Here is a 23,556-nt window from a genome sequence, read left to right as displayed (position 1 = left end):
GCTCTTCCGCACCGCTCGGCAGCAGAGGCGTACGCGCCAGCGCACCACCGTGTAGGAAAACGCGCACGACCGCTGCGTACGAACCGCGCACGACCGCTGCGCACGAACGCCGCGTACGACGCCTGCGAAGGGAATGACGTGACACGCAAGACGGTGCGTATCGCCATGAACGGCGTGACCGGACGCATGGGTTACCGCCAGCACCTGGTCCGCTCCATCCTGGCCCTCCGTGAACAGGGCGGCCTCGACCTCGGCGACGGCACCGTGCTGTGGCCGGAGCCGATCCTGGTCGGCCGCCGCGAGCACGCGCTCCGGGCGCTCGCCGAGCAGCACGGCCTGGAGCACATCTCGACCGACGTCGACGAGGTCCTCGCCGACCCGGCCGTCGACATCTACTTCGACGCCCAGGTCACCTCCGCCCGCGAGGAGGCGATCAAGAAGGCGATCGCCGCCGGCAAGCACATCTACACCGAGAAGCCGACGGCCACCTCTCTCGAGGGCGCCCTGGAGCTCGCCCGCCTCGCGCAGGACAAGGGCATCAAGCACGGAGTCGTCCAGGACAAGCTCTTCCTCCCCGGACTCCTCAAGCTCAAGCGGCTCATCGACGGCGGCTTCTTCGGCCGGATCCTCTCCGTGCGCGGCGAGTTCGGCTACTGGGTCTTCGAGGGCGACTGGCAGACCGCGCAGCGCCCGTCGTGGAATTACCGCAGCGAGGACGGCGGCGGCATCGTTGTCGACATGTTCCCGCACTGGGAGTACGTCCTGCACGAGCTGTTCGGCCGGGTGAAGTCCGTCCAGGCCATCGCCACCACCCACATCCCCGACCGCTGGGACGAGAACGGCAAGCCCTACGACGCCACCGCCGACGACGCCGCCTACGGCATCTTCGAGCTGGACGGCGGCGCCATCGCCCAGATCAACTCCAGCTGGGCGGTGAGGGTCAACCGCGACGAGCTCGTCGAGTTCCAGGTGGACGGCACCGAGGGATCCGCCGTCGCCGGCCTGCGCAACTGCCGGGTCCAGCACCGCAGCGCCACCCCGAAGCCCGTCTGGAACCCGGACATCCCCGCCACCGAGGTCTTCCGCGACCAGTGGCAGGAGGTCCCGGACAACGCGGAGTTCGACAACGGCTTCAAGGCCCAGTGGGAGCTGTTCCTCAAGCACGTCTACGCCGACGCCCCCTACCACTGGGACCTGCTCGCCGGCGCGCGCGGTGTCCAGCTCGCCGAGCTGGGCCTCAGGTCGTCGGCGGAGGGCCGCCGTCTCGACGTACCGGAGGTGGCGCTGTGACCATCCAGCTTCCCGACCACACCGGCCGGCTGCGGACCTACGAGCCCCGCACCGACCCCCTCGCCGTCACCACCGGCGCCCCCTTCACCTCCCGTACGGTCTTCTCGGCCGCGCACGTGGTCGCCGACCCGTACGCCGACGTGACCCCCGACTCGCCCGCCGCCGTCGACTGGGACGCCACCCTCGCCTTCCGCCGCCACCTGTGGTCGCACGGGCTCGGTGTCGCCGAGGCGATGGACACCGCCCAGCGCGGCATGGGCCTGGACTGGGCGGGCGCGGCCGAGCTGATCCGCCGGTCCGCCGCCGAGGCCAAGTCGGTCGGCGGTCTCATCGCCTGCGGCGTCGGCACCGACCAGATCGCCTCGGGGACCCTGGCAGAGGTCCGCGCGGCATACGAGGAGCAGCTCGCGGTCGTCGAGGAGGCGGGCGCCCAGGCGATCCTCATGGCCTCACGCGCCCTCGCGGCGGCGGCCACCGGCCCCGAGGACTACCTGGAGATCTACGGCCACCTCCTGCGCCAGTCCGCCGAACCCGTGATCCTGCACTGGCTCGGCCCCATGTTCGACCCGGCGCTGGAGGGCTACTGGGGCTCGTCCGACCTGGACGCGGCCACCGACACCTTCCTGGAGGTGATCGCCGCCCACCCCGACAAGGTGGACGGCATCAAGGTCTCCCTGCTGGACGCCGAGCGCGAGGTCGACCTGCGCCGCCGCCTCCCGCAGGGCGTCCGCTGCTACACCGGGGACGACTTCAACTACCCCCAGCTGATCGCGGGCGACGAGCAGGGCTTCAGCCACGCCCTGCTCGGCATCTTCGACCCGCTGGGCCCGCTGGCGGCTCAGGCGGTCCGCGTCCTCGACGCGGGCGACGTGGCCGGGTTCCGCGAGCTCCTCGACCCCACCGTCGAGCTGTCCCGCCACCTCTTCCAGCCGCCGACCCGCTTCTACAAGACGGGCGTGGTGTTCCTGGCCTGGCTGGCCGGCCACCAGAGCCACTTCACCATGGTCGGCGGCCTCCAGTCGGCCCGCTCCCTGCCGCACCTGGCCCGCGCCTACGAACTCGCCGACGGCCTCGGCCTGTTCCCGGACCCCAAGCTGGCCGAGGAGCGGATGAAGACCCTGCTGTCCGTGTACGGAGTGGACCGGTGACCGACCTCGCGCGCTTCAGCATCAACCAGATGACCGTCAAGCAGCTGTCGATGCCGGAACTGGTCGACGCCTGCCTGGAGTTGGGCGTACCGGGCGTGGGCCTGTGGCGCGAGCCCGTCCAGACGTACGGCGTGGAGGCGACGGCCAAGCTGGTCCGCGACGCGGGCCTCACGGTCACCACCCTCTGCCGCGGCGGCTTCTTCACGGCGATCGACCCGGACGAACGGGCCCGCGCCCTGGACGACAACCGCCGGGCGGTCGACGAGGCGGCCACCCTCGGCACCGACGTCCTCGTGCTGGTCTCCGGCGGCCTGCCCGCCGGCTCGAAGGACCTGCACGGCGCCCGGGAGCGGATCGCCGACGCCCTCGCCGAACTGGGCCCGTACGCCGAGGACCACGGGGTGAAGCTGGCCATCGAGCCGCTCCACCCCATGTACGCCTCCGACCGCTGCGTGGTCTCCACCCTCACCCAGGCGCTGGACCTCGCGGAACGCTTCCCCGCCCACCAGGTCGGCGTCACGGTGGACACGTACCACATCTGGTGGGACGACCGGGCCCCCGACCAGATCGCCCGCGCGGGCGCGGGCGGCCGCATCCACACCTTCCAGCTCGCCGACTGGACCACCCCGCTGCCCGAGGGCGTCCTCAACGGCCGCGGCCAGATCGGCGACGGAGCGATCGACATGCGGGAGTGGCTGGGATACGTGACGGCGGCCGGGTACACCGGCCCCATCGAGGTCGAGCTTTTCAACGACGGCTTGTGGGCGCGGGACGGCAGGGAAGTGCTCGCCGAGACCGCGGAACGCTTCGTGACGCACACGGCGTAGCTCGGTGCGGCGGCCGAAGAACGGGGCGACCTGTTCTCCGGCCGCCGGCGCAGCGTCCGGACGACCGGCCGCAACGAGCCGTCGAGAACGCGTCGCGGAGAGCAGGGGAGACCGTCTGGCACGGTTGGACCCGTACCCGGCGAAAAAATCTGAAGATGCCGTACAACCCTTTGACCGCCTTCCGGGTCGTACATGGCATCAGGACATCTCGGAGGGGGATCCGGGGGGATCGCGGGGGTTCTGATGGGGAGGGAAGCCCGAGGGGGCCCGGTCGACGGACCGGACCCCCTCGAAGTTTTCCACGGCTGTTCGCTTCGCTAGGTCAGGACCAGCCAGCGGCGGCCGTCGATGAGTTCTCGGGCGGCGTCGAGGTGGCCGGCGTGGCAGGCGGTCTCGGTGATGACGTGCAGCAGGACGTCGCGCAGGGTGTGCAGATGCGGTTCGCCGAACAGGTCATGGGGCCACCAGGCCAGAACGGCGTCAGCGGGGGTGGTGGCGATGACGGCGTCGGCGAGTTCCGCCTCCTGCCGGTATCCGTCCAGCACGTCGGCGGCCGGCACGTCCGGTGCCACGTTCCACGCTTCGTCGCCGCTCGTCAGCCCATGGATGATCTCCTCGTCCCCGGCGACGACCGCACGGAACCAGAAACGCTCGACATCCAGTGCGAGGTGCTGGACCATCCCCAGGCAGTGCCACCCGGATGGCAGCACGGGCCGTCGCAGAGCCTGCGCGTCGAGCCCGTCGAGGATGCCCAGAACATGGCGCCGTTGCCCGTCCAGGACTCTGAGAAGCGCCCTTACTTCACTGTCCGACGCCGCTTCGCTCATCTTTTCGGTCACGGGCACCCAGGGTTCCTCAATTCCCGCGGCCATGGGGGGAGTTCTCTGACATCTGGACACCGCAGTCAACAGGAGGCCGACGCAACCGTGGATGCGAGCGGACCTCGACGATCCCCACGCTCAGAAGAAGACACCACATCTCAGCAGCACATTCGCGTACGGCCGTGCCTCCCCCGTGCGGACGATCAGCCGCGCGCCCACCGAGAGCTCCTTGAGCTTCTCGTGCGGGACGAGGGCCAGCTCGGGGAAGTGACCGTCCAGCAGGGTCGAGGCCGCCGGATTGGCGTCGCGGACCTCCGTCGCCGCCGTCGCGCCCTCCACCACCAGCTCGGCCAGCAGCCCGTCCAGGACCTCCGCGAAGGACGGCACCCCGGCCCGGAAGGCCAGGTCCACGACCCGCGGCCCGTCCGGTATCGGCATCCCGGCGTCGCACACCAGCACCCCGTCCCCGTGCCCCAGCTCGGCCAGCGCCCCGGACAGGTGACGGTTCAGGATTCCGGCCTTCTTCACAGAGCTTCGACCTCCTGAGCGGTCGGAAAGGAGTCCTGCGCGCCCTGCCTGGTCACAGCCACCGCCCCCACCCGGGACGCGTACGCCGCCGCCTCCGCCAAGGACGAGCCCGCTCCCAGCCGCCAGGCCAGCGCCGCCGTGAACGCGTCACCCGCGCCCGTCGTGTCCACGGCGGCCACCTTCACGGACGGCACCCGGGCCACTCCCGCCGCGGACGCGACCAGCGAGCCCTCCGCGCCCAGCGTGACGACCACCGACCGCGGCCCCTTCGCCAGGAGCAGCCGCGCCCAGTCCTCGGGGGCGTCGCTGACACGCGCCTCGCCGAGGATCACCTTCGCCTCGTGCTCGTTGACGATGAGCGGGTCACAGGCCGCCAGCACCTCCGCCGGCAACGGCCGCGGCGGTGACGGGTTCAGCACGAACCGGCTGCCCGGCGGCAGATTCCGTACGACCTCCACGACCGTCTCCAGCGGGATCTCCAGCTGCGCCGACACCACCCGGGAGGCATGCAGGAGGCACCCGGCCGCGCGCACGTCGTCCGGCGTGAGCCGCCCGTTCGCGCCCGGCGAGACCACGATGCTGTTGTCCCCGCTCGGGTCCACCGTGATCAGCGCGACCCCGGTCGGCGCCCCGCCGACCAGGACGCCCACCGTGTCGACACCTGCCGTCCGCTGCGCGTCGAGCAGCAGCCGGCCGTGGGCGTCGTCGCCGACCCGGGCCAGCAGGGCCGTACGCGCCCCGAGGCGGGCCGCCGCGACCGCCTGGTTGGCGCCCTTGCCGCCCGGATGGACGGCCAGGTCGGAACCGAGCACCGTCTCACCGGCCCCGGGCCGCCGCTCGACACCGATCACCAGGTCGGCGTTGGCCGACCCTACGACCAGGAGGTCGTAGTCGTACATGAAGTTGCTCCCTGGTAGGTGAGTTGAGGCGGGCGGCTCCCGCGAGGAGCCGCCCGCCCGTCGGTCTCAGCCGCTGAAACCGGCCACGTTCTCCTTCGTGACCACCTTCACCGGCACCTTCACCGTCTGTTCGACCTTCTTGCCCTGGACCGCCCTGAGCGCGTTGTCCACGGCGATCTTGCCCAGCTGGCTCGGCTGCTGCGCGACGGACGCGTACAGCGTGCCCGCCTTCACCGCCGCAAGGCCGTCAGGCGTGCCGTCGAAGCCGACCACGGATACCGACTTGCCGGCCTTGGAGCCCAGTGCCTTGATCGCGCCGAGGGCCATCTCGTCGTTGGCGGCGACGACACCCTGGACGTCCGGGTGGGCCTGCAGCAGGTTCGACATCACGTCGAGGCCCTTGGTGCGGTCGAAGTCGGCCGGCTGCTGGGCCAGGACCTTGATGCCGGGGTAGGCCTTGAGACCCTTGGCGAAGCCCTCGGCGCGTTCCCGGGCGGCGGAGGTGCCCGCCTGGCCCTGCAGGATCACGATCCTGCCCTGCCCGCCCAGCTTCTCGGCGATGGTCTTCGCGGCGAGTTCACCGCCGGCCACGTTGTCGGAGGCGACGAGCGCGTCCACCGTGGCCTTGTTGACACCCCGGTCCACGGCGATGACGGGGATCTTCGCCTTGTCGGCGGCCTTCACCGAGTTGCTCGCCGCATCCGAGTCGACCGGGTTGACGATGATCGCGCCCAGGCTCGAACTGGTGAAGTTCTGCAGCTGGTTGGCCTGCTGGGAGGCGTCGTTCTGGGCGTCGGTCACGGTCAGGTCGACGCCCAGCTTCTTCGCCTCGGCCTGGGCGCCCGCCCGGATCTGCACGAAGAACGGGTTGTTGAGGGTGGACAGCGACAGACCCATCTTCGGGGTCGAGGCCGAGGAGGAACCGCTGTGCAGGAACGAGGTCGCGCCGACGATCGCCACGGTGACCACGGCCGCGAGCCCGTACGTCGCCGCCTGCCTGCCCCGGTCGCCTCCCGTACCGGACGCCACCGGGGCCGCCCCCGCCTTGCGGCGCACGGTGTCCAGCAGCACCGCGAGCGCGATCACCACACCGATGACGACCTGCTGCCAGAAGGCGGAGACGTTCAGCAGGTTCAGCCCGTTGCGCAGCACTGCCAGGATCAGCGCGCCGATCAGGGTGCCGGACGCCTTGCCGGTACCGCCCGCCAGGGAGGCACCGCCGATGACGACCGCGGCGATCGCGTCCAGTTCGTAGCCGTCGGCGGCCTGCGGCTGCGCGGAGGACAGCCGGGCGGCGAGCACGACACCCGCGGCGGCGGCGAACACACCGGAGAAGGCGTAGATGGCGAGCTTCTGCCTCTTCACCCGCAGCCCGGACAGGCGGGCCGCTTCCTCGTTGCCGCCGATCGCGTACATGGAACGGCCGATGTACGTCCGGCCGAGCACGAAGGCGGCGATGAGCCCCATCACCACCATCACGAGCACCGGCACCGGCAGCCAGCCGCCGAGCGTGTCCCCGAGGTGCGAGACCGAGTCGGGGAAGGCGATCGGGGAGCCCTCGGAGATCACCAGCGACAGCCCGCGGGCCACCGACAGCATGGCCAGCGTCGCGATGAACGGGGGCAGTTTGCCGTACGCGACGAGGAAGCCGTTGACCAGACCGGCGGCGATGCCGGTGGCGACGGCGAGTACGACCGCTATCACGACCGGCACCCCGTGTGACGTGGCGCTCCAGGCCAGCACGGTGGCCGACAGGGCCGCCACCGAGCCGACCGACAGGTCGATGCCGGCCGAGACGATCACGAAGGTGACGCCGAAGGCGAGGATGGCGGTCACGGCCGCCTGCACGCCGACGTTCAGCAGGTTGTCGGTGGTCAGGAAGTCCCCGGACAGCGCCGACATGGCGACGACGAGGACGATCAGCGCGGTCAGCGCGCCGTTGTCGAGGAGCAGACGGCGGACCGCCGCGGCGCCACCGGCGCCCGCCCCGCTCTTGAGCGTGTCAGCGGCCACGGCCGGCCTCCAGTTCAGTAGTAGCAGTGGTGCTTACGGCGAGCGCCATCACGGCATCCTGCGTGGCCTCCTCGGCGGAGAGTTCGCCCGCGATCCGGCCCTGGGCCATCACCAGCACCCGGTCGCTCATGCCGAGCACCTCGGGCAGATCGCTGGAGATCATCAGGACCGCGGCTCCGGCGGCCGTCAGTTCGTTGATCAGCTGGTAGATCTCGACCTTGGCGCCGACGTCGATGCCGCGCGTCGGCTCGTCGAGGATGAGGACCTTGGTGTCGGCCAGCAGCCACTTGCCGATGACGACCTTCTGCTGGTTGCCGCCGGACAACGTCCGTACGTGCTGGCCCAGTCCGGCCATCCGCACGCCGAGCTGCGCGGCGATCCGCTCGGCGGCCGCGTGCTGCCCCTTGAGGTCGACGAGCCCGGCCCGGGTCGTGGCCCGCAGGGTCACCAGGCCGAGGTTGTCCTCCACGGACGCGTCCAGCACCAGCCCCTGGCCCTTGCGGTCCTCGGGGACCAGACCGATACCGGCCGCCATCGCCGCGTTGACGTCGTGCCCGCGCAGCGCGGAGCCCGCCACCTTCACGGCCCCCTTGTCGTACCGATCGGCCCCGAACACGGCCCGTACGACCTCCGTACGCCCGGCCCCGACCAGCCCCGCGATGCCGACGACCTCACCGGCGTGCACCTCGAAGCCGACGTCGTGGAACACACCGTCGCGCGTGAGCCCTTCGACGGAGAGCAACGCGGCGCCCCTCTCGGCCCGTTCCCGCGGATACTGCTGCTCGATGGACCGCCCCACCATGAGGCGTACGAGCTCGTCCTCGGGCGTGGTCGCGGGCACCTGGCCGACGCTCCTGCCGTCCCGGACGACCGTCACGCGGTCGCCCAGCGCGGCGATCTCCTCCAGGTGGTGCGTGATGAAGACGATCCCCACGCCGTCCTCGCGCAGCGTCCGCACGATCGCGAAGAGCTTCTCGACCTCTTCGGAGGTGAGCACGGCGGTCGGCTCGTCCATGATCAGCACGCGCGCGTCCAGGCTGAGCGCCTTGGCGATCTCGACCATCTGAAGGCGCGCGATACCGAGTTCACGCACCCGCGCGCGGGGCGACACGTTCACCCCGACGCCCTCCAGCAGGACGGCGGCGTCGGCCTCCATCCTCTTCCGGTCGATCATCCCGAGGCGGCGCGGCTGCCGTCCCAGGAAGATGTTCTCGGCGACCGTCAGATCGGGAACGAGGTTGAACTCCTGGTAGATGGTGGCGATCCCGAGCCGTTCGGAGTCCTGCGCACCATGGATGCGCACCTCCTCGCCGCCGACCAGGATCCGCCCGCCATCGGGCGTGTAGGCACCGGAGAGCATCTTGATGAGGGTGCTCTTGCCCGCTCCGTTCTCACCGAGGAGTACGTGCACCTCGCCCCGGCGCAGGTCGAAGTCGACGCCGTCGAGCGCGACCACGCCGGGGAAGCTCTTCCGTATGCCCTCGATGCGCAGCAACTCGTCCGCGTTGCTCACGACTGGCTCCTTCTTACGGGGGACCGCACAGCGGGGGACTGCGCGGGGGACTGCGCGGGGGGTGGCTCTTCGGAAGCCGATGGCTCCGGGGATGCCGATGGGCCTGGGGAAGCCGATGGCTCCGGGGAAGTCGATGGCTCCGCGGATGCCGATGGGCCTGGGGAAGCCGACGGTTCCTGGGAAGCCGGTTCGCCGCACGAGCGGCGTACCACGAGACGGGCGGGGAGGGTGACCGACTTGGCGGGCCGTCCCTCGATGCGGTCGACCAGCGCGCGTACGGCCGCCCGCCCCAACTCGCCCGTGGGCTGGGCGATAGCGGTGATCGGCGGATCGGTGTGGACGAACCAGCGGATGTCGTCGAACGCGGCCAGCGCGATGTCGTCCGGGACGCGCAGCCCGCGCGCGCGGATCGCGTCCAGCGCGCCGAGGGCCATCAGGTTGTCCGCCGCGAAGACGACCTCGGGCGGCTCGGGCAGCGAGAGGAAGCCCTCCGTGACCCGGCGTCCGCTGTCGGCCTGGAAGTCGCCCTGGCCGATGTAGACGTCCGGAAGACCGAGACCGTGGGCCCGGAGCGCCTCCCTGAAGACCGCCACACGTTCCTGACCGGTCGTGGTCGCCGCCGGCCCGGCGATGATGGCGAGCCGCCGGTGACCGAGGCGGTGCAGATGGGCCACGAGATCCCGGACCGCCTCCCGCCCGTCCGCCCGCACGACCGGCACGTCCACGCCCGGGATCCACCGGTCCACGAAGACCATCGGCGTCCCCGCGCACGCGGCGTCCAGCATCAGCGGCGAGCCGCCGTCGGTGGGGGAGACCAGCAGTCCGTCGATCCGGCGGTCCAGCAGGTTCCGTACGTGATGGTCCTGGAGGTCGGGCCGCTCGTCGGCGTTGCCGATGATGACGCTGTAGCCGAGCGCGCGGGCCTCCTCCTCGACGGAGCGGGCCAGTTCGGTGAAGTAGGGGTTCAGCACGTCGCTGATGACCAGCCCGAGGGTGTGGGTCTGGTCGGTGCGCAGCGAGCGGGCCACGGCGTTCGGGCGGTAGCCCAGCGCCTCGACGGCGGCCAGCACGCGCGTGCGTGCGTCCTCGCTGACCGACGGATGACCGTTCAGGGCGCGCGACACCGTGGCGACGGAGACTCCCGCCTCGGCAGCGACGTCCTTGATGCTCGCCATCGCCGCTCCACCTCCTCGTGAACTCGTGGAATCGATTACATCGACCCGTAAAGAGGATTGGAATCGATTACACGGCGGTAAACAAGACCCTGAGACCGGATCGTGATGTCAGACGCCGGCGGTAGCGTCGGATCATGTCCAATCAGACGGGGAACTCCCCACAGGCGGGGGAACGGCGACTGGCAGAGCTCGAAGGCGTGCTGGAGCGCATCACGTACGCCAATGACGAGACCGGCTACACGGTCGCCCGCGTCGACACGGGAAGGGGCGGCGGCGACCTCCTCACGGTCGTCGGCGCGCTGCTCGGCGCCCAGGTCGGCGAATCCCTGCGCATGGAGGGCCGTTGGGGCTCACATCCGCAGTACGGCAAGCAGTTCACCGTTGAGAACTACACGACACTCCTTCCCGCCACCGTGCAGGGCATCCGCCGCTATCTCGGCTCCGGCCTGGTCAAGGGCATCGGCCCGGTCTTCGCCGACCGCATCACCCAGCACTTCGGCCTGGACACCCTGAAGATCATCGAGGAGGAGCCGGGGCGCCTCATCGAGGTTCCCGGGCTCGGCCCCAAGCGCACCAAGAAGATCGCCGACGCCTGGGAGGAACAGAAGGCGATCAAGGAGGTCATGCTCTTCCTCCAGACCGTCGAGGTGTCCACGTCGATCGCCGTGCGCATCTACAAGAAGTACGGCGACGCCTCCATCTCTGTCGTGAAGAACCAGCCCTACCGCCTGGCGTCCGACGTCTGGGGCATCGGCTTCCTCACCGCCGACAAGATCGCCCAGTCCGTCGGCATCCCGCACGACAGCCCGGAGCGCGTCAAGGCGGGCCTGCAGTACGCGCTGTCGCAGGCCACCGACCAGGGCAACTGCTATCTGCCCGAGGAGCGGTTGATCGCGGACGCGGTGAAGCTGCTGCAGGTCGACACCGGCCTGGTCATCGAGTGCCTCGCCGAACTCGCGGCGCCCCCCGAGGAGGGCGAGGACCCCGGTGTCGTACGGGAGAAGGTGCCGGGACCCGATGGCGGCGAGCCCGTCACCGCCGTCTACCTCGTCCCCTTCCACCGTGCCGAACTCTCCCTCTCCGCCCAGCTGTTGCGCCTCCTGCGCACCGACCAGGACCGCATGCCGGGCTTCTCGGACGTGGCCTGGGACAAGGCGCTGGGCTGGCTCGCCTCGCGCACCGGGACCGAGCTCGCCCCCGAACAGGAGGCCGCCGTCAAGCTGGCGCTGACCAAGAAGGTCGCCGTCCTCACCGGCGGCCCCGGCTGCGGCAAGTCCTTCACGGTCCGCTCGATCGTGGAGCTGGCCCGCGCCAAGAAGGCGAAGGTCGTGCTCGCCGCCCCCACCGGCCGGGCCGCCAAGCGCCTGTCAGAGCTCACCGGCGCCGACGCCTCCACCGTCCACCGCCTGCTGGAGCTCAAGCCCGGCGGCGACGCGGCCTACGACAAGGACCGCCCGCTGGACGCGGACCTGGTGGTGGTCGACGAGGCCTCCATGCTGGACCTGCTGCTCGCGAACAAGCTGGTCAAGGCCGTGCCCCCGGGCGCACACCTGCTCTTCGTCGGGGACGTCGACCAGCTCCCCAGCGTCGGCGCGGGCGAGGTGCTGCGCGATCTGCTCGCCGACGGCGGCCCGATCCCGGCCGTGCGCCTCACCCGCGTGTTCCGTCAGGCCCAGCAGTCCGGCGTGGTGACCAACGCGCACCGCATCAACTCCGGGCAGCATCCGGTCACCGACGGCATGAAGGACTTCTTCCTCTTCGTCGAGGACGACACGGAGGAGGTCGGCCGGCTCACCGTCGACGTGGCGGCGCGGCGGATTCCGGCCAAGTTCGGCCTCGACCCGCGCCGGGACGTGCAGGTGCTCGCGCCCATGCACCGGGGCCCCGCCGGCGCCGGCAACCTCAATGGCCTGCTCCAGCAGGCCATCACCCCGGGCCGCCCGGAGGTGCCGGAGAAGCGGTTCGGCGGCCGGGTCTTCCGGGTGGGCGACAAGGTCACCCAGATTCGCAACAATTACGAGAAGGGCACCAATGGTGTCTTCAACGGCACCGTGGGCGTGGTCACCTCGCTCGACCCGGTCGACCAGCGCCTCACCGTGCTGACGGACGAGGACGAGGAGGTTCCGTACGAATTCGACGAACTGGACGAGCTGGCGCACGCGTACGCGGTGACCATCCACCGTTCACAGGGAAGTGAATATCCGGCCGTGGTGATCCCGGTCACCACCAGCGCCTGGATGATGCTTCAGCGGAACCTGCTGTACACGGCGGTCACGCGGGCGAAGAAACTGGTCGTCCTCGTCGGTTCACGCAAGGCGATCGGCCAGGCGGTGCGCACGGTGTCGGCAGGACGGCGCTGCACGGCACTCGACTTCCGGCTCTCGGGTTCCGGGCCCTCGGGACACTGACCACGAACACCACGAACACCACGAAGGCCACGAACGCCAGGAACACCACGAACTCGGGACACTGACCGCGAACTCTGGACAGCGACCACAGAAAATGATCGATCAAATGAGTCAGGTGGGTCACAGAGCTCTTCCGGAAGCGGGTGGGGGAGGGGCAGGATGGGCAAGTTGGCGGCACTCAGTGCCGCCGATACGCCCAACGGCCGACCCCGAGTGCACTCTTCTGCGCCAAATGGGGGATGGTAGAGACAGTCAGGGCAACCTCGAAGAAGAGGCACAACGTCGGTGAGGGATGACGTGAGCGAGCACACCAACAACGCTGTAGTACTGCAGTACGGCGACGGCGAGTACACCTACCCGGTGATCGACAGCACCGTCGGCGACAAGGGCTTCGACATCGGCAAGCTCCGCGCCCAGACCGGTCTGGTGACTCTGGACAGCGGCTACGGGAACACCGCCGCCTACAAATCCGCCATCACCTACCTCGACGGTGAGGCGGGCATCCTCCGGTACCGCGGCTACCCGATCGAGCAGCTGGCCGAGCGCTCCACCTTCCTGGAGGTGGCCTACCTCCTGATCAACGGTGAGCTGCCGACCGTCGACGAGCTCTCCTCCTTCAAGAACGACATCACGCAGCACACCCTGCTGCATGAGGACGTCAAGAACTTCTACCGGGGCTTCCCGCGCGACGCCCACCCGATGGCCATGCTGTCGTCGGTCGTCTCGGCGCTGTCGACGTTCTACCAGGACAGCCACAACCCGTTCGACGAGAAGCAGCGCAACCTCTCCACGATCCGGCTGCTCGCCAAGCTTCCGACGATCGCGGCGTACGCGTACAAGAAGTCCATCGGCCACCCGTTCGTCTACCCGCGCAACGACCTCGGTTACGTCGAGAACTTCCTCCGCATGACCTTCTCGGTCCCGGCGCAGGAGTACGAGCCCGACCCCACCGTCGTCGCCGCGCTGGACAAGCTGCTCATCCTGCACGCGGACCACGAGCAGAACTGTTCGACCTCCACGGTCCGCCTGGTCGGCTCCTCGCAGGCGAACATGTTCGCCTCGATCTCGGCCGGCATCAACGCGCTGTGGGGGCCGCTGCACGGCGGTGCCAACCAGTCCGTGCTGGAGATGCTCGAGGGCATCCAGGCCTCCGGCGGCGACGTCGACTCCTTCATCCGCAAGGTGAAGAACAAGGAGGACGGCGTCCGGCTGATGGGCTTCGGCCACCGGGTCTACAAGAACTTCGACCCGCGCGCGAAGATCATCAAGGCGGCGGCGCACGACGTCCTCTCGGCCCTGGGCAAGTCCGACGAGCTGCTGGACATCGCGCTCAAGCTGGAGGAGCACGCGCTCTCCGACGACTACTTCGTCTCGCGCAGCCTCTACCCGAACGTCGACTTCTACACCGGCCTGATCTACCGCGCCATGGGCTTCCCGACCGAGATGTTCACGGTCCTGTTCGCTCTCGGCCGCCTGCCGGGCTGGATCGCCCAGTGGCACGAGATGATCAAGGAGCCGGGCTCCCGCATCGGCCGCCCGCGCCAGATCTACACGGGTGTCGTCGAGCGCGACTTCGTGCCCGTCGAGCAGCGGTGAACAGCTTCCAGGAGTGCTGAGCCGCTTCCAGGAGCGGTGAGCGGTTACGTCAGGGCCCCGTGCACGGCTTCGGCCGGGTGCGGGGCCTTCTCGCGTGCCGGCGGAAGCCGGAGGTCGCGTGCCGCTTGGCCGCTGAAATACGGAAGGCGCCCCAGCGCCGGTCCCCCCACGGGCCGACGACCAGGGCGCCTTCCCAGTCCCGGTGCGGATTCCCCCCACGGGATCCGGCCGGGCGTCTGTGGGAACCAGCGCCTGAATCGCTGTCTTGCGGTAAAGCCTTGCGGTAAAGCTTGGTACTGCCGTTGAGCAGAACGAGCAAAACTCCTCGTACTACTCCTGTGTGCGGTCTGCCGGGACAGCGCACCCTGGGAGGGCCGCTCAAAGCTTCCCGGTGTACGTGTCCCGGCAACGCACCTCTGAGGAAGTCCCCCAAGACATCCTCAGATGCCAGGAAACGCCCCCCAAGACGCAGCCTGACATCGTCAACTTAGACCTTCGAGCCCCTTCGGTGGTTACGTTCGCATCACTGTGATCCGCGTCTCTCGCATATGTCCGATAGATGCGCAAGAGCCCGGATACGGCGACCGGGGCCCAGGCGTAAGGATGATGCGCGAGCCTTGTGAAGAGCTTATGTGAGGCTGGCGCCGGACTCCAGAGGGGTCCGGGTATCGGAATGCCCATAATTGCCGCCCGCCGCGGGCGGGACGGGGCCGGAGCGGGCGGGACGGCTCGGGTCAGGCCTTGCCGGCGAGCTCGTAGCCGAAGGCTTCCAGGTTATACCCCAGGGGGTACTCGCCGAGGAGATCCTCGGCGGACCGGTGGCGAGGTCCGTGGGCCCGGATAGCGTGCCGCCGTAAGACGTGATCGGCGAAGGGGTGAGAGCGCTCATGCGGGCTGTGGTGTTCGAGCGGTACGGGGAGCCGGCCGAGGTCCGGGAGGTGGCGGACCCGGAGCCCGCGGAACACGGGGTCGTGGTGCGGGTGGAGGCCACGGGGCTGTGCCGCAGCGACTGGCACGGCTGGCAGGGCCACGACCCGGACATCACACTGCCGCACGTGCCGGGGCACGAGCTCGCCGGAGTCGTCGAGGCGGTCGGCGCCCGGGTGGCCAGGTGGCGTCCCGGTGACCGGGTGACCGCGCCCTTCGTGTGCGCCTGCGGCACCTGCCCGTCCTGCATGGCGGGCGACCAGCAGGTGTGCGAGCGGCAGACCCAGCCCGGCTTCACCCACTGGGGCTCCTTCGCCCAGTACGTGGCGCTGGACCACGCGGACGTGAACCTGGTCGCCGTCCCCGAGGACCTGTCCTTCGCGACGGCCGCCTCCCTCGGCTGCCGGTTCGCCACGGCGTTCCGCGCGGTGGTGGGGCAGGGCCGGGTCGCGGCGGGAGAGTGGGTCGCGGTGCACGGCTGCGGAGGTGTGGGCCTGTCGGCGGTGATGATCGCGGCGGCGTCAGGCGCGCGGGTGGTGGCCGTGGACGTCTCCCCGAAAGCCCTCGACCTGGCGCGGAAGTTCGGCGCGGCGGAGTGCGTGGACGCGTCCGGTACGCGGGACACGGCGGCGGCGGTCCTGGAGCTGACCGGCGGGGGCGCCCACCTCTCCCTCGACGCCCTCGGCTCGCCCGCCACCTGCGCCGCCTCCGTGAACGGCCTGCGCCGCCGGGGCCGCCACGTCCAGGTCGGCCTGCTGCCTTCCCCGACCGGCACGACCCCGGTCCCCATGGCCCGCGCGACCGCCCTGGAACTCGAACTCCTCGGCAGCCACGGCATGGCCGCCCACGCCTACCCCCAGCTGCTGGAACTGATCCGGGCGGGCGTCCTGCGACCCGACCTGCTGGTCACGTCCACGATCACCCTGGACGCCACCCCGGCCGCGCTGGCCGCGATGGGGACGGCGTCCGGGGCAGGGGTGACGGTCATCGCCCCGTGGAGCTGACCGCCTCGGGGGGTCCGCGACGGGCGGCACACTCGCGGTCGAGGAACGCCATATGACCGTGCCCCACGCGAAGGTGGGGCACAGGTGGGTTTCCGGGCCGGGCCGCCCCGCGCCTGTGGAGACGGCCCGCCTCGATCAGCCCTTCTCAGCTCTCTCCACGGCCCCGGTTGCCCGGACGGGAGGCCACCCACGCGCGGACGGTGTCCGCGTACCAGTAGGGCTTGCCGCCCTCGACATGGTCGGGCGGAGGCAGCAGACCGTGCTTGCGGTACGACCGCACGGTGTCCGGCTGCACCCGGATGTGCGCCGCGATCTCCTTGTACGACCAAAGCCTTCGGTCGGTCATGAGGTGCACCTCCCTGCGTGTGCCGCGGCGGCGGCCGGGGGCGGCCGTCGGGGGTACCGGGCACTGCGCTGGCGATCACAAAACCTGCGTGGGGTGAACGACGGCGAGTGAGGGCAGGGCAGCGCCTGTGCCCCGGGTGTGACGCAAGGCGCGCGTACCCGGGACATCTGTGACACGAAGGGGGCTTTTGTGACACGAGCGCCACAAAGGTGTACGCCGGTCCATGGGTGCGGCGCATCGACACGAGGGATCAGGCCCGACAGTCACGGCACCGCGCAAGACGGGCCGGACCCGCTGCGCCGGGCCCGGCCCGTCGGCTCCCCGCATCCCCCCGGGTGCGATCCCCCGTCAACCGGCCGACGGTCAGCCTGCATTCAGCGAGCCCGGCCGGTCTTGGAGAAAACCGCACTACCGTCCACCCGATGCCAGGACGAGACTCGTCGCCTCGCCGGTCATCCGGTCGCTCACCGGCCCCCCGGCCCCGGCCGGCCCCCGCCGCGCCACCGTGAACTCCCGTGGCGTGCACCCCGTCATCGCCTTGAACTCGCCGCTGAGATGCGCCTGGTCGTAGAACCCGCAGACCGCCGCCGTCTCCGCCTGCCCGTGTCCCGCCGCCAGCAGCCGCCGCGCCCGCTGCAACCGCAGCACCCGTGCCGCCGCCTTGGGGCCCAGCCCGATCTGCTCCCGGAAACGGTTCTCCAGGTGCCGTACGCTCCAGCCGACCTCGTCGGCGAGCCGTCGTACCGGCATCGCGCCGCCCGTGCGCGCGAGCTCCGACCAGGCCCGCACCACCTGGGCGGAACTCGGTGTCCCGGCCTCCCGCCAGCGGGCGAACACGTCGTCGAGCAGCCCGAAACGGTCCTCCCAGGTCGGTGACGCGGCCAGCGCCGCGGAGAGTTCACGGACACTGCGCCGACGGTCACCGGCCTGGCGCGAGGCCAGGGCGTGCGGCAGGTCGTCGGGGTCGACGGTGCGGTCGACGAGCTCGTACTGCGGTGTTCCGAACAAGGTGAACGCGGCCCACGGCGTGAGCAGCACCTCGATCCCCGAAACCCGCCCGCCGTGCTCGCCGACGGCCGGGGTGGTCGCCGGCCCGCTGTACACCGACACCAGGGTCGACGTTTGCCGACCCGTACGCGAGATCCGTACCGGCTGCTCGAACCCCAGCAGCAACGTCGCCGCCCCGATCGGCGCCTCCAGCCGCCGCCGCGGCCGGTCCATCGCGATCCGCACCCCGCGATAACTCAACACCCCGGGCCGCAGCCGGGGATGCGGCGCCGCGAGCACGTACTCCCAGGAGCCCCAAGGACCGTGCCCGGACCGAAAACTCGCGGCTCTCGTCATCGCCCCATGGTGCGACGACCTCAGGGCGCGGGGCACCCATAGGCGTCGCTACACGCCGCACGACCGAAGAAACGCCCGAGTCCGCTCCGCGATGGGCAACGGACGATCCGGCTCACAGGGGTACATGTCCTGCTCGACAATCGCGAACAGGTCGACATCCAGCTTCGCCGCGGCCTCCAGCACAGGGCCCAGGGCAGGCACCCCCGCGGGCGGCTCGCACATCACACCCCGCGCGACGGCCGGCCCGAACGGCACCTGGTTGGCCCGGACGTCCGCCAGGATCTCCGGGTCCACCTGCTTGAGGTGGAGGTACCCGATGCGCTCCCCGTACGTCTCGATCAGCTTGACGCTGTCGCCGCCGCAGTACGCGTAGTGCCCGGTGTCCAGGCACAGGGACACCTGGTCGGAGTCCGTGCCGTCGAGGAAGCGGACCACGTTCTCCTCGCTGTCGATGTGGGTGTCGGCGTGCGGGTGGACGACGATCTGCAGGCCGTACCGCTCCCGCACCTCCTTGCCCAGGCGTTCGGTCAGCGAGGTGAGATTGCGCCACTGTTCGGGCGTGAGGGTGTCCGATTCCAGCACCTGACCGGTCTTGTCGTCCCGCCAGAAGGACGGGATGACCACCAGGTGGGACGCGCCCATCGCCTGGGCCAGCACCGCGTTGTCCGCGACGTGCGCCCAGGTCTTCTCCCAGACGGCCTCGCCGTGGTGCAGGCCGGTGAACACGGTGCCGGCTGAGACCTTCAGGCCGCGGCGCGCGGTCTCCTCGGTGAGGACCGCCGGATCGGTCGGGAGGTACCCGTACGGGCCCAGCTCGATCCACTCGTAGCCGGAGGAGGCGACCTCGTCGAGGAAGCGCTGCCAGGGGACCTGCTGGGGGTCGTCCGGGAACCAGACGCCCCAGGAGTCGGGTGCCGAGCCGACGCGGATGCGGGAGACACCGGAAGATGGGGACTGAGGTGACAACGACGTCATGACGGTCAGCTTCCGGGTGCTCGGTAAGCGCTGTCAAGGTCTGGTCCGAATGTCTGGACAAAACATTGACAGGGCGGCGTGCACCGGGCTAGAAACCGGAGAGAGCCGACACGAGCCGACGCGGCGCGGGAGCCCACGCGGCCACCGGCCGAGGCGGCGCACGAGCCGTCCGGCGCATGAGCCGTCATGGCGCACGAAGGGAACTCGATGGCGTACGACCTGATCACCATGGGGCGGATCGGAGTGGATCTCTACCCGCTGCAGACGGGCGTCCCCCTGCCGCAGGTGGAGTCCTTCGGCAAGTTCCTGGGCGGTTCGGCCACGAACGTCGCCGTCGCCGCGGCCCGCCTGGGACGGCGGGCGGCGGTGATCACGCGTACCGGCGACGACCCGTTCGGCACCTACCTGCACGAGGAGCTACGCGGCTTCGGCGTCGACGACCGCTGGGTCACCCCGGTCCCGGGCCTGCCCACCCCTGTCACCTTCTGCGAGGTCTTCCCGCCGGACGACTTCCCGCTCTACTTCTACCGCCTGCCCAAGGCGCCCGACCTGGAGATCGACGCCCACGAGCTGGATCTGGACGCCATCCGCGAGGCCCGGATCTTCTGGGTCACCGGTACCGGTCTGAGCGAGGAGCCCAGCCGTACGGCGACCCTGGCGGCCCTCGCCCACCGCGCGAAGGCCGGCACGACCGTCTTCGACCTCGACTGGCGTCCGATGTTCTGGTCCGACCCGGACGCGGCCCGCCCCTTCTACGCCGAGGCGTTGAAGCACACCACGGTCGCCGTCGGCAACCTCGACGAGGTCGAAGTGGCGACCGGGGTGCGCGAGCCGCACGACGCCGCCCGCGCGCTGCTGGACGCCGGTGTCGAACTCGCCGTCGTCAAGCAGGGCCCCAAGGGCGTCCTCGCCGTCAACAGCGAGGGCGAGTCGGCCGAGGTGCCCCCGCTCCCGGTGAACGTCCTCAACGGGCTCGGCGCAGGTGACGCGTTCGGCGGTTCCCTCTGCCACGGCCTGCTCGAAGGCTGGGACCTGGAGAAGATCATGCGGCACGCCAACGCGGCCGGCGCCATCGTCGCCTCCCGCCTGGAGTGCTCGTCCGCGATGCCCACCCCGGACGAGATCGAGACCGCCATCGCCGCGGGAGCCGTCAAGTGAGCGTCGACATCGCGGACCTCGTCCGCACCCGCACCCTCCACCCGGAGGCCGTGGCCGAGGCCGCCGAGCGGCGCACCCGCAGGCCCTTGCTCAACGCGAGCGGCCGTCTGATGATCGTCGCCGCCGACCACCCGGCCCGCGGCGCCCTCGGCGTCGGCGACCGCAAGTTCGCCATGGCCAACCGCGTCGACCTGCTCGAACGCCTCTGCCTGGCGCTCAGCCGCCCCGGTGTGGACGGCGTCCTCGCCACCGCCGACATCCTTGACGACCTGCTGCTGCTCGGCGCCCTCGACGGCAAGGTCGTCCTGGGCTCGATGAACCGCGGCGGCCTCCAGGGCGCCAGCTTCGAACTCGACGACCGCTTCACCGGCCACCGCCCCGAGGACATCGAGCGCCTCGGCTTCGACGCCGGCAAGCTGCTGCTGCGTATCTGCTACGACGACCCGGGCTCCCTGACCACCCTGGAGTCCACGGCCCGCGCCATCGACGACATGGCCGCACGCCGGCTCCCCGTCTTCGTCGAACCGTTCATCAGCCGCCGCAACGGCGAGGGCAAGCTCGGCAACGACCTGTCGGCCGAGGCCGTCACCAAGTCGATCGCCATCGCCTCCGGCCTCGGCGGCACCTCGGCCTACACCTGGCTGAAGGTCCCGGTCACCGAGAACCCCGACGACATGGCCGAGGTCATGGCGACCTCCACGCTGCCCGCGGTGCTGCTGGGCGGCGAGGTCGGCGACGATCAGGACGGCGCGTACGAGAAGTGGCGCGGCGCCCTGCAACTGCCCACCGTGCGCGGCCTGGTCGTCGGCCGTTCACTGCTGTACCCGGCGGACGGCGACGTGGCCGCCGCCGTGGACACCGCCGTAGGACTGCTGTGAGGGCCGCATGACCAGCAACGAGCTGTACGTCGCCAAGGGGACGACCGCGGACGGGAACCACGTCCTCGACATCGACCCCAAGCGGGCCGGCTGGACCCACAGCAGCCTGCGCATCGTCGAGCTGGAACCGGGCGGCACGCACACCTTCGCCGCCGGGGACAGCGAGTGGATCGTCCTCCCGCTGCACGGTGGATGTACCGTGCGGACGGAGGGCGAAGAGTTCCAACTCTCGGGCCGGGAAAACGTGTTCGCGTCAGTCTCCGACTTCGCGTACGTGCCCCGTGACGCCCGGGCACAGATCGCCTCCGGCGCGGGTGGCCGCTTTGCTTTGGCAGGAGCGAAGTGCGAGCGACAACTCCCCGCCCGCTACGGCCCCGCGCCGGAGGTCCCCGTGGAGGAGCGCGGCAGCGGCACCCAGCTGCGCCACGTCCGCAACTTCGCCTCCGCCGACGCCTTCGACTGCGACAAGCTGATCGCGGTCGAGGTGATCACTCCCGGCGGCAACTGGTCCTCGTACCCGCCGCACAAGCACGACGAGCACCGGCCGGGCGAGGAGGCCGAGCTGGAGGAGATCTACTACTTCGAGATCGACGGCCCGAACGGTTTCGGCTATCAGCGCGTATCCCCTTCACGCGTGGGCGGAGCAGACGTCCTCGCGGAGGTCCGCTCCGGCGACGCCGTCCTCGTACCCGACGGATGGCACGGCCCGTCGATCGCCCAGCCCGGCCACGACATGTACTACCTGAACGTCATGGCGGGCCCGGGCGAGACGCGGGAGTGGCGGATCTGCTTCCACCCGGACCACACGGAGGGTTACCGATGACCTCGACGACGAGGCTGACGGTCGCACAGGCGCTGGTGCGCTTCCTGGCAGCCCAGTACACCGAGCGCGACGGCACACGCCGGCGGCTGATCGGCGCGACCTGGGGCATCTTCGGCCACGGGAACGTCGCCGGGCTCGGCCAGGCGCTCGTGGAGTACGCCGACGACATGCCGTTCCACCAGGGCCGCAACGAGCAGTCCATGGTGCACGCGGCCGTCGGGTACGCCCGCCACTCCAACCGCCTGTCCACGCACGCGGTGACCACCTCCATCGGCCCCGGCGCGACCAACCTCGTCACCGGCGCCGCCCTCGCGACCATCAACCACATCCCGGTCCTGCTCCTCCCCGGTGACATCTTCGCCACCCGGGTCGCCGACCCGGTCCTCCAGCAGCTGGAAGTCCCGTACGCGGGCGATGTGTCGGTCAACGACTGCCTGCGCCCGGTGTCGAGGTACTTCGACCGGATCACCCGCCCCGAGGCGCTGATCCCGGCCGCGCTCCAGGCGATGCGCGTGCTCACGGACCCCGTGGAGACGGGAGCGGTCACCCTCGCCCTCCCGCAGGACGTCCAGGCCGAGGCGTACGACTGGCCGGACGAGTTCTTCGCCGACCGCACCTGGGTGGTCCGCCGCCCGGGCGCCGACCCGACCGAACAGGCCGAGGCCGTACAGGCGATCATGTCCGCGGAGAAGCCGCTCCTCATCGCGGGCGGCGGTGTCCACCACAGCCGCGCCGAGGAGGCCCTCGCCGAGTTCGCGCGGGCCACCGGCATCCCGGTCGCCTCCACCCAGGCCGGCAAGGGCTCCCTGCGCCACGACCACCCCCAGGACGTCGGCGGCGTCGGCCACACCGGCACCGCCACCGCCAACGAACTCGCCCGCCAGGCCGACCTGGTGATCGGTGTCGGCACCCGCTACACCGACTTCACCACCGCCTCGAACACCCTGTTCACCGGCGACGGCGTCCGCTTCCTCAACCTCAACATCGCCCCGTTCGACGGCCACAAGCTCGCCGGAATGCCGCTCGTCGCGGACGCCCGCAGCGGCCTCCAGGAGCTGACCCAGGCCCTCCAGATGCACGGCCACCGGGTCACGGACACCTACGTCGGCGAGTACACCCTCGACAAGGAGCGCTGGGAGCAGCGCGTCGACGCCTGCTACGAGGCCGAGGAGATCGACGTACGCCCGACGCAGCCGCAGGTGCTCGGCGCCCTGGACGCCCTCGTCGACGAGTCCGACGTGATCATCAACGCGGCCGGCTCCCTCCCCGGCGACCTGCACAAACTGTGGCGGGCGCGGTCGAAGGACCAGTACCACCTGGAGTACGGCTACTCCTGCATGGGCTACGAGATCCCGGCCGCGATCGGTGTGAAGCTGGCCGCTCCCGAGCGCAACGTCTGGGCACTGGTCGGCGACGGCACGTACCTGATGATGCCGACGGAGATCGTCACGGCCGTGCAGGAGGGGATCGCGATCAAGATCCTCCTCGTGCAGAACCACGGCTACGCCTCCATCGGCGGCCTGTCCGAGTCGGTGGGCGGCGAGCGGTTCGGCACCGCCTACCGCTACCCGTCCGACGACGGCACCTACACGGGGGCGCCGCTCCCCGTGGACCTCGCCGCCAACGCGGCGAGCCTCGGTATGCGCGTGCTGCGCGCGAAGACCGTACGAGACCTCCGCACCGCCCTCGCCGAGGCGCGGGCCGCGGACACTCCCACATGTGTCTACGTGGAGACCCAAACGGCAGACACAGTGTCGGGCCCGCCTCCGGCGCAGGCCTGGTGGGATGTACCTGTGGCCGAGACCGCGACGCGACCGTCCGCGGTGAAGGCCCGTGAGCTGTACGAACGGCACGTCTCCAGCCGACGCCGCCATCTGTGAAGG

General features: G+C 70.5%; 19 protein-coding genes. 10 read left to right on the top strand and 9 right to left on the bottom strand.

What is annotated here, in order from left to right; genetic code table 11:
• The first annotated feature begins 138 nt into the window (after nucleotides 1-138).
• From ACIBK3_RS23740 to ACIBK3_RS23730, 3 genes are read left to right on the top strand one after another with little or no spacing between them, the layout of a single operon-like run.
• A complete protein-coding gene (locus ACIBK3_RS23740; protein WP_399368442.1) occupies nucleotides 139-1,290 on the top strand; it encodes a Gfo/Idh/MocA family protein in 1,152 nt (383 codons plus the stop codon).
• Nucleotides 1,287-2,438: a dihydrodipicolinate synthase family protein gene (locus ACIBK3_RS23735; RefSeq protein WP_399368440.1), complete on the top strand. Its 1,152-nt coding sequence runs from the start codon at nucleotides 1,287-1,289 to the stop codon at nucleotides 2,436-2,438. The genes ACIBK3_RS23740 and ACIBK3_RS23735 overlap by 4 nt, the downstream gene beginning before the upstream one ends.
• Nucleotides 2,435-3,265: a sugar phosphate isomerase/epimerase family protein gene (locus ACIBK3_RS23730; protein ID WP_399368439.1), complete on the top strand. Its 831-nt coding sequence runs from the start codon at nucleotides 2,435-2,437 to the stop codon at nucleotides 3,263-3,265. The genes ACIBK3_RS23735 and ACIBK3_RS23730 overlap by 4 nt, the downstream gene beginning before the upstream one ends.
• Nucleotides 3,266-3,582: 317 nt before the next feature.
• On the opposite strand, the gene ACIBK3_RS23725 is transcribed toward ACIBK3_RS23730, so the two are convergent.
• The 6 genes from ACIBK3_RS23725 to ACIBK3_RS23700 form a co-directional block, all read right to left on the bottom strand.
• The gene (locus ACIBK3_RS23725; RefSeq protein ID WP_399368916.1) at nucleotides 3,583-4,092 is read right to left on the bottom strand and encodes a DinB family protein; all 510 of its coding nucleotides are present in this window, start codon (nucleotides 4,090-4,092) and stop codon (nucleotides 3,583-3,585) included.
• 132 nt (nucleotides 4,093-4,224) lie between these two features.
• The gene (rbsD, locus tag ACIBK3_RS23720; protein ID WP_399368437.1) at nucleotides 4,225-4,614 is read right to left on the bottom strand and encodes a D-ribose pyranase; all 390 of its coding nucleotides are present in this window, start codon (nucleotides 4,612-4,614) and stop codon (nucleotides 4,225-4,227) included.
• Entirely contained in the window at nucleotides 4,611-5,513 is a 903-nt protein-coding gene (locus ACIBK3_RS23715; RefSeq protein WP_399368435.1) for a ribokinase, read from the bottom strand. Before ACIBK3_RS23715 ends, rbsD begins: the two co-directional genes overlap by 4 nt.
• 66 nt (nucleotides 5,514-5,579) lie before the next feature.
• Nucleotides 5,580-7,526, bottom strand: coding sequence for a substrate-binding domain-containing protein (locus tag ACIBK3_RS23710; protein WP_399368433.1), 1,947 nt, complete (start codon nucleotides 7,524-7,526; stop codon nucleotides 5,580-5,582).
• Nucleotides 7,516-9,039, bottom strand: a complete 1,524-nt coding sequence (locus tag ACIBK3_RS23705; RefSeq protein ID WP_399368431.1) for a sugar ABC transporter ATP-binding protein — start codon at nucleotides 9,037-9,039, stop codon at nucleotides 7,516-7,518. Before ACIBK3_RS23705 ends, ACIBK3_RS23710 begins: the two co-directional genes overlap by 11 nt.
• A complete protein-coding gene (locus ACIBK3_RS23700) occupies nucleotides 9,036-10,214 on the bottom strand; it encodes a substrate-binding domain-containing protein (protein ID WP_399368429.1) in 1,179 nt (392 codons plus the stop codon). The genes ACIBK3_RS23705 and ACIBK3_RS23700 overlap by 4 nt, the downstream gene beginning before the upstream one ends.
• A 134-nt stretch (nucleotides 10,215-10,348) precedes the next feature.
• Between ACIBK3_RS23700 and ACIBK3_RS23695 the strand changes: the two genes are divergently transcribed.
• The 3 genes from ACIBK3_RS23695 (at nucleotide 10,349) to ACIBK3_RS23685 (ending at nucleotide 16,149) form a co-directional block, all read left to right on the top strand.
• The gene (locus tag ACIBK3_RS23695; RefSeq protein ID WP_399368427.1) at nucleotides 10,349-12,622 is read left to right on the top strand and encodes an ATP-dependent RecD-like DNA helicase; all 2,274 of its coding nucleotides are present in this window, start codon (nucleotides 10,349-10,351) and stop codon (nucleotides 12,620-12,622) included.
• A gap of 297 nt (nucleotides 12,623-12,919) precedes the next feature.
• Complete coding sequence (locus ACIBK3_RS23690; protein WP_399368425.1) at nucleotides 12,920-14,218, top strand: citrate synthase; 1,299 nt, start codon at nucleotides 12,920-12,922, stop codon at nucleotides 14,216-14,218.
• Between the two features lie 887 nt (nucleotides 14,219-15,105).
• Nucleotides 15,106-16,149, top strand: a complete 1,044-nt coding sequence (locus tag ACIBK3_RS23685) for a zinc-dependent alcohol dehydrogenase family protein (protein WP_399368423.1) — start codon at nucleotides 15,106-15,108, stop codon at nucleotides 16,147-16,149.
• Between the two features lie 145 nt (nucleotides 16,150-16,294).
• Here the strand turns inward: ACIBK3_RS23685 and ACIBK3_RS23680 are convergent, their stop codons facing one another.
• From ACIBK3_RS23680 to ACIBK3_RS23670, 3 genes are all read right to left on the bottom strand, one after another.
• Nucleotides 16,295-16,495 (bottom strand): helix-turn-helix transcriptional regulator, encoded by a 201-nt coding sequence (locus ACIBK3_RS23680; RefSeq protein WP_399368421.1) that lies wholly within the window; start codon nucleotides 16,493-16,495, stop codon nucleotides 16,295-16,297.
• 408 nt (nucleotides 16,496-16,903) lie between these two features.
• Nucleotides 16,904-17,839 (bottom strand): helix-turn-helix domain-containing protein, encoded by a 936-nt coding sequence (locus ACIBK3_RS23675; RefSeq protein WP_399368419.1) that lies wholly within the window; start codon nucleotides 17,837-17,839, stop codon nucleotides 16,904-16,906.
• A 48-nt stretch (nucleotides 17,840-17,887) separates the two neighbouring features.
• Nucleotides 17,888-18,814, bottom strand: coding sequence for a sugar phosphate isomerase/epimerase family protein (locus tag ACIBK3_RS23670; RefSeq protein WP_399368418.1), 927 nt, complete (start codon nucleotides 18,812-18,814; stop codon nucleotides 17,888-17,890).
• A gap of 207 nt (nucleotides 18,815-19,021) precedes the next feature.
• On the opposite strand from ACIBK3_RS23670, the gene iolC reads away from it, so the two are divergent.
• The 4 genes from iolC to iolD are packed head-to-tail and all read left to right on the top strand — an operon-like array spanning nucleotide 19,022 to nucleotide 23,553.
• The gene (gene iolC, locus ACIBK3_RS23665) at nucleotides 19,022-19,972 is read left to right on the top strand and encodes a 5-dehydro-2-deoxygluconokinase (RefSeq protein ID WP_399368914.1); all 951 of its coding nucleotides are present in this window, start codon (nucleotides 19,022-19,024) and stop codon (nucleotides 19,970-19,972) included.
• The gene (locus ACIBK3_RS23660; protein ID WP_399368416.1) at nucleotides 19,969-20,850 is read left to right on the top strand and encodes a deoxyribose-phosphate aldolase; all 882 of its coding nucleotides are present in this window, start codon (nucleotides 19,969-19,971) and stop codon (nucleotides 20,848-20,850) included. Before iolC ends, ACIBK3_RS23660 begins: the two co-directional genes overlap by 4 nt.
• Before the next feature lie 7 nt (nucleotides 20,851-20,857).
• Nucleotides 20,858-21,673, top strand: coding sequence for a 5-deoxy-glucuronate isomerase (iolB, locus tag ACIBK3_RS23655; protein WP_399368414.1), 816 nt, complete (start codon nucleotides 20,858-20,860; stop codon nucleotides 21,671-21,673).
• The gene (gene iolD / locus ACIBK3_RS23650; protein WP_399368412.1) at nucleotides 21,670-23,553 is read left to right on the top strand and encodes a 3D-(3,5/4)-trihydroxycyclohexane-1,2-dione acylhydrolase (decyclizing); all 1,884 of its coding nucleotides are present in this window, start codon (nucleotides 21,670-21,672) and stop codon (nucleotides 23,551-23,553) included. Before iolB ends, iolD begins: the two co-directional genes overlap by 4 nt.
• Nucleotides 23,554-23,556 lie beyond the last annotated feature (3 nt).

The organism is Streptomyces sp. NPDC050287, from assembly GCF_044459385.1.
Lineage (GTDB): Bacteria > Actinomycetota > Actinomycetes > Streptomycetales > Streptomycetaceae > Streptomyces.
Note: the sequence above shows the minus strand (reverse complement) of the source record. Positions and strands in the feature narration are given on the sequence as shown.